The sequence below is a fragment of the Ornithinicoccus halotolerans genome (genome assembly GCF_009602535.1).
Lineage (GTDB): Bacteria > Actinomycetota > Actinomycetes > Actinomycetales > Dermatophilaceae > Ornithinicoccus > Ornithinicoccus halotolerans.
On record NZ_WIQI01000136.1, the window covers coordinates 1 to 5,840 of the forward strand.

At 76.0% G+C, this 5,840-nt stretch carries 4 protein-coding genes; 2 read left to right on the forward strand and 2 right to left on the reverse strand.

All coding sequences use genetic code 11. From position 1 onward, the window contains the following. Positions 1-1,930, forward strand: a 1,930-nt coding sequence (locus tag GFJ45_RS14665) for a heavy metal translocating P-type ATPase (RefSeq protein WP_153398511.1), incomplete at its 5' end; no start/stop codon positions are given. 60 nt (positions 1,931-1,990) lie between these two features. On the opposite strand, the gene GFJ45_RS14670 is transcribed toward GFJ45_RS14665, so the two are convergent. After that, positions 1,991-3,859: a S9 family peptidase gene (locus tag GFJ45_RS14670; RefSeq protein WP_228387101.1), complete on the reverse strand. Its 1,869-nt coding sequence runs from the start codon at positions 3,857-3,859 to the stop codon at positions 1,991-1,993. Between the two features lie 46 nt (positions 3,860-3,905). Between GFJ45_RS14670 and GFJ45_RS14675 the strand changes: the two genes are divergently transcribed. After that, positions 3,906-4,835 carry an RDD family protein gene (locus GFJ45_RS14675; protein WP_194288699.1) on the forward strand — a complete coding sequence of 310 codons (930 nt, stop codon included), beginning with the start codon at positions 3,906-3,908 and terminating at the stop codon, positions 4,833-4,835. Here GFJ45_RS14675 and GFJ45_RS14680 read toward each other — a convergent pair. Continuing rightward, the gene (locus tag GFJ45_RS14680) at positions 4,753-5,802 is read right to left on the reverse strand and encodes a glycoside hydrolase family 15 (RefSeq protein ID WP_194288700.1); all 1,050 of its coding nucleotides are present in this window, start codon (positions 5,800-5,802) and stop codon (positions 4,753-4,755) included. The two genes, GFJ45_RS14675 and GFJ45_RS14680, sit on opposite strands and share 83 nt — an antisense overlap. Positions 5,803-5,840 lie beyond the last annotated feature (38 nt).

Sequence of the window (5,840 nt, forward strand, 5' to 3'; positions counted from 1 at the left end):
GGCGGTGCCGGTCACGCTCACCAGCGCCGGCTTCGCCGACCTGCTGGGCTACACCCTCCCGCAGCTGCCGGGGGTGGGCTGGGTGGCCCCTGTCCTGGGCACGGTCATGTACCTCTGGGGCGGGCGGCCGTTCACCACCGGTGCGGTCACCGAGCTGCGGGGCCGCTCCCCCGGGATGATGCTGCTGGTCGGGATGGCCATCACGGTGGCCTTCGTCGCCTCGCTGGGCGCCAGTTTGGGGGTGCTGCCGCACCACCTGGACTTCTGGTGGGAGCTGGCGCTGCTGATCACCATCATGCTGCTGGGCCACTGGCTGGAGATGCGGTCGCTGGCACGCACGTCCTCCGCGCTGGAGTCGCTGGCCGAGCTGCTGCCGGACGAGGCCGAACGCGTCGAGGACGACGGGAGCGTCGTCACCGTCCCGCCCGCCGAGCTGCGGGTGCACGACGTGGTGGTGGTCCGTCCCGGTGGCCGGGTGCCTGCCGACGGCGAGGTGGCCTCCGGGAGCGCCTCGTTCGACGAGTCCATGATCACCGGCGAGTCCCTCCCGGTGCGCCGGGGCGAGGGCGACCCGGTCGTCGCGGGCACCGTGGCCACCGACTCCGGCGTGCGGGTCCGGGTCACCGCCGTGGGCGAGGACACGGCGCTGGCCGGCATCCAGCGCATGGTGAGCGACGCCCAGCAGTCGGCCACCCGCGCCCAGCGGCTGGCTGACCGCGCGGCGGCGTGGCTGTTCTGGTTCGCCCTGGGCGCCGCCGTCGTGGCGCTGCTGGCGTGGCTCGCGTGGGGCACCCCGCAGCAGGCGCTGGTCCGGGTGATCACGGTGCTGGTGATCGCCTGCCCGCACGCGCTGGGCCTAGCCATCCCGCTCGTGGTGTCCATCGCCACCGAGCGGGCCGCCCGCGGGGGCGTGCTGATCACCGACCGGATGGCGTTGGAGCGGATGCGGACGGTGGACGCGGTGCTGTTCGACAAGACCGGGACGCTGACGCGTGGCGAGCCGGCACTGCAGCAGCTGCTGGCCGCGCCCGGCCGGCGCGAGGAGGAGGTGCTGACGCTCGCGGCGGCCGCGGAGTCCGACAGCGAGCACCCGCTGGCCCGGGCGGTGGTCCAGGCGGCCCGGGAGCGCGGCCTGCGGGTGCCGCCGGCCGGAGACTTCCAGGCCCACCCCGCGGTCGGCGTCACCGCCACCGTGAGCGGGCAGCGGGTGCGGGTCGGCGGGCCCGCGCTGCTGGAGCAGGAGGGCGCCTCCGCGCTGGCGGACACCGAGGCGTGGGCGCTCCGCGGCGCGACCGTGCTGCACGTGCTCGTCGACGGCGACGTGGCCGGCGCCCTCGGCCTCGCCGACGAGGTCCGGCCCGAGTCGGCGGAAGCGGTACGGGCGCTGCACGAGCTCGGCGTGCGGGTGGTCATGATCACCGGTGACGCGGAGCCGGTCGCCCGCGCGGTGGCCGAGGAGCTGGGAGTGGACCAGGTCTTCGCGCAGGTGCGCCCCGAGGACAAGGCCGACCGGGTCGCCGAGCTGCAGGCCGGGGGCCTTCGCGTGGCCATGGTCGGGGACGGCGTCAACGACGCCCCGGCGCTGGCGCGGGCCGACGTCGGCGTCGCAATCGGCGCCGGCACCGACGTGGCGATCGCCTCAGCCGGCGTGGTCCTGGCCAGCGACGACCCGCGGTCGGTGCTCTCGGTCATCCGGCTCTCCCGGGCCGCCTACCGGAAGATGACGCAGAACCTGTGGTGGGCCGGCGGGTACAACCTGGTGGCGGTGCCGCTGGCGGTCGGCGTGCTCGCGCCGGTGGGATTCGTGATGCCGATGGCGGTCGGCGCCCTGCTGATGTCGCTGTCCACGGTGGTGGTCGCGCTCAACGCCCAGCTGCTGCGCCGGCTAGACCTGCGGCCGGAGGTGAGCACGGCGCGGCTGACCCGGTGAGCCCGCCGGTGGCGACCGGTCCGCTCCCGACAGCCGATGGCGGTGGAGCCCGCCTCGGGCTCAGGAGGGCTCGGCGGGACCGGCCAGCTGCTCGGCGAGGAAGGTCAGCGCCGCGGGGTAGGCGTCCAGCCGGTTCACCCGCCGTGCCAGCCCGTGCCCCTCGTCGTGGTAGACCCGCAGCTCGCAGCGGACGCCGTTGGCGTCGAGTGCCGCCTTGATCTGCTCGGCCTCCCCGAGCGGGACCCGTGGGTCGTTGGCGCCGTGGATGACGAACAGCGGCGCCTCGATCCGGTCCAGGTAGGTGATCGGCGAGGCCGCCTCCAGCAGCGCGCGGTCGTGCTCGAGGCTGCCGTACTCGCGCTCCCGGTAGGCCCGCCGGTAGCCGGAGGTGTTCTCCAGGAAGGTGACCAGGGAGCTCATGCCGACGATGTCGACGCCGGCCGCCCATCGCTCCGGTTGCATCGAGACCCCGGCCAGCACCATGTAGCCGCCGTAGGAGCCGCCCCACAGCGCCGCCCGGGCCGGGTCCAGACCGAGCGTGGGCAGCCAGTCGTGCAGCGCTGCCAGGTCCGCGACCGAGTCCAGCCGCCGGTCGACGTCGTCGAGGGAGTACCACCGCTTGCCGTAGCCGGTCGAACCGCGGACGTTGGGCACCAGCACGGTCAGCCCGCTGGCGGCCAGCAGCTGGATCACCGGGACGAAGACCTGGTTGGCGGCCGCCTCCGGCCCACCGTGCACGTGCACGACCGACGCCCCGGCCAGCGGGCCCTCCCCGTCGGCGGAGTAGGCGAAGCAGGGCACCTGCTCGCCGTCGGGCGTGGGCACCCGGTGCACGCGGGGCGTGCGCAGCAGCGCCCGCAGCCCGGGGTCCATGTCGGCGGCTGAGGACGCGACGGTCCGGACCCGGCCGGTCGCGGCGTCCACCAGGTGGACCGCGCCGGGCTCGGTGGGGGAGGTGACGGTGACCAGGGCGGCCGCGGAGTCCGGAGCCCAGCGGACCTCGGCCACCCCCGGCTCCCCCAGGTCCAGCTCGTGACGCACCGTCCCGTCCGGCTCGTGCAGCGTCAACCGGTCGGTGCCGTCCTCCCGGCGGGCGACCAGCAGCGAGCCGCCGTCCGGGCTCAGCCAGCAGGCCAGGTCGTGGCCGTCGTCGGTGACCAGCGGCTGCCACGGTCCCCCGTCCGCGGGGGCGCGGCACACCGCGGCGAACTCCCGGCCCCGGTTGCTGGCCAGCACCAGCGCGGTGTCGTCAGCGGTCCAGGAGACATGGGAGTGCAGCGCGTGCTCGTCCGGGTCGGTCAGGTGCCGGAAGCCGTCCTCCGCGCCGGCGCGCGGCCCGACCACGTCCAGCACCGTCGAGGCCGGCCGGAGGCTGAGCCGGGTGACCACGACGCTGCCTCGGTCATGGGAGACCTCGACGCCGGTGACGTAGCCGCCACGGTCGTAGACGACCTCCTCCTGCCCGGTCACCAGGTCGCGGACCACGACGTCCATGTCGGTGCCGTTGCGCCGGTTGGTGAAGTAGACCAGCGTGGCGGCGTCCACGTCCTGCAGCACGTGCAGGTGGTCGGGGTCACGCACCAGCGGCTGCAGGTCCGCCAGCCCGGCCGGGGCGGCGACCGGCAGCTCCAGCAGCGACAGCTGCCAGTTCTCGTCGCCCCCGGCGTCGTGCTGCACGACCACCGCCCGCTGGCCGGGCAGGTAGCGGCCCACGCACCGGCCCGGAAGGTCGGTCAGCGGCGTCCGGGTCCCGTCGGGCCCGATCTCGACCAGCTGCATGCTGCCGAGGTCGTCGTGGCCGGCCAGCACCCGGCCGTCGGCGTCCACGTCGTGCGCCGTCCAGGTCCGGACCGACAGCAGCCGCTCGGCCAGCTGGTGGGGGTCGGGCCCGCCGGGCCGGGCGTCGGCACTGTCGCTGGTTCCGCTCACCCGTCCGACCCTATGCTGGGAGGACCTGGTGAGCAGGAGGCGGGCCATGCCGGACTCGGGGACACGAGCGGGCCTGGACGGTGCCGGGCTGGTGCCGCGTCGCGTCCTCGCGCGGGCGCTCGACGCCGGCCTGGCCGTGGCCCTGTCCTGCGTGCTGGTGTGGCCGCTGGCGTGGGGGGCGATCAGCGAGGCAGCCGGCCAGGCGGGGGTGCCCGGGGTCTCGGGGGTCTCCGGCCTGGTCGAGCTGCTCCGGATCCTGCTGACCGACCAGGACGCGCTGGCCGCCGCGGCGGCCTCCCAGCTGCGGCCGACAGTGCTGGGCACGGTGCTGCTGCAGGCGGTGGTGGTCTGGCTCTACGAGACGGTGTCGACCATCGTCACCGGCGTCACGCCCGGCAAGGCGGTGATGCGGTTGCGGGTGGTCCCGGAGCGGACCGCCACGGTGGGGCCGGCTCCGGCGCCACCGGCGCACCCGCTGCTGGACCGGGCTGTCCGGATGGCGGTGCGCGCGCTGCTCGTCGTGGCGCCGCCGGCGGTGGCGGTGCTGGCGCTGACGTCGCTGGCGCTGGCGGTGCCCGGGGCGGTCGAGGCCGCCGAGCTGGCGATCGCGCTCATGCTGGCGGTAGCCCTGCTGGCGCTGCGGGGCCGGGGGCTGCACGGGCACCTGAGCGGAACCAGCGTGGTGCCGTTCTCGTGGCAGCAGGCCACGGCGGACGCCAGGCAGCGGGTCACCGCGCAGGCGCGGGAGCGCGGCCGGTCGCAGGAGGCCGGTCGCGCCGCGGGCCGCCCCCAGCTGGAGGGCTACCTGCAGCGGCTGCGGGAGGCCGCCTCCGGGCTGCCCCGCAGCCAGGAGCTGGAGCTGGGCCGCCGGTTCGACGACACCGTGGGTCGGGTCAGCCAGACGGCGCGCCGGGAGGCGCGGGGGGCCCAGGACACCCGCCGGCCGGGTCCGCGCACTCCAGCTCGGCGAGGGTGAGCAGCACCAGCGCCGCGGTCCAGGCCAGCGGCGCGACCGCGGCGGGGCTGCCGTCGTGCAACACCTTCTCCGGCAGCGAGCCGGCCTCGGTGCGGTGGCTGGCCAGCCAGTCCAGCCAGTGCCGCGCCCGCTGCTCCTCCCCCGCCGCCGCGGCGGCCAGCCCGAGCAGCGCCGTCTCGGGCGTCCAGGAGATCCCGTCGCGCTTCCAGCCGGCCCCGGGCGCGACCCCGCCGGCCGGGCGGGCCATCTCCTCACGGGCACGGTGGCGGGCGGCGGCGGCCCCGGCGAGCGGCTCGGCGAGGAACGGCGGACCAAGGAAGGTCACCGCAGCGTCCACCCGCCCCCGACCGATGTGGCGGGGGTACCCGGGCCCGAACGCGCCCACGACCGCCGACCGGAGCCGGTCGGCGTGTCCGCGCAGCGCTGCCGGGTCGACGTCGGCGTCCCGCCACTGGGCCGGGTCCACCACCCCGGCCGTGGCGATCGCGGCGGCGGCCTCCAGGCCCATCAGGGCGGTGGCCGCCACGCCGAGGGTGAGCTGGTCCTCGGGTACCTCCCAGTAGTCCGGCGAAGGCGCCGGCAGCCCGGTAGCCCCCTCGAGCCGCTCCAGCAGCCGGGCGGTCGAGCGCGTCACGAGCGGTCCCAGCTGCAGGCCGACCGCACGCCGCCCGTCCTGGGTCGCCTCCGTCAGCAGCACCTGGTGCACCGCCCACAGCGCCCAGCCGGGCCCGTCCTCCTGCACCTCCCGCTCGTCGGGGGTGCGACCGGTGCCGTCGGGCACCCACCGGGCAGCCATGGCGCCGTCGGCGCGCTGCTGGGACTGCAGCAGGCGCAGCACGGCGAGCGCGTCGGACCGGTGGCCGGTGCGCGCGTAGCCGACCGCCACGAACGCCGCGTCCCGCGGCCAGACGAACCGCCAGTTCGCCGACGGCGCGGCGAGCACTAAGAGAGAGAGGGATGTAGTCACGATGAGACCTCAGAACTTGATAGTGACCATCTTGCGGA

What these genes read in the sequence shown, in the direction of transcription:
- GFJ45_RS14675 (WP_194288699.1), top strand. Translation starts at nt 3,906, where the DNA reads ATGCCGGACTCGGGGACACGAGCGGGCCTGGACGGTGCCGGGCTGGTG.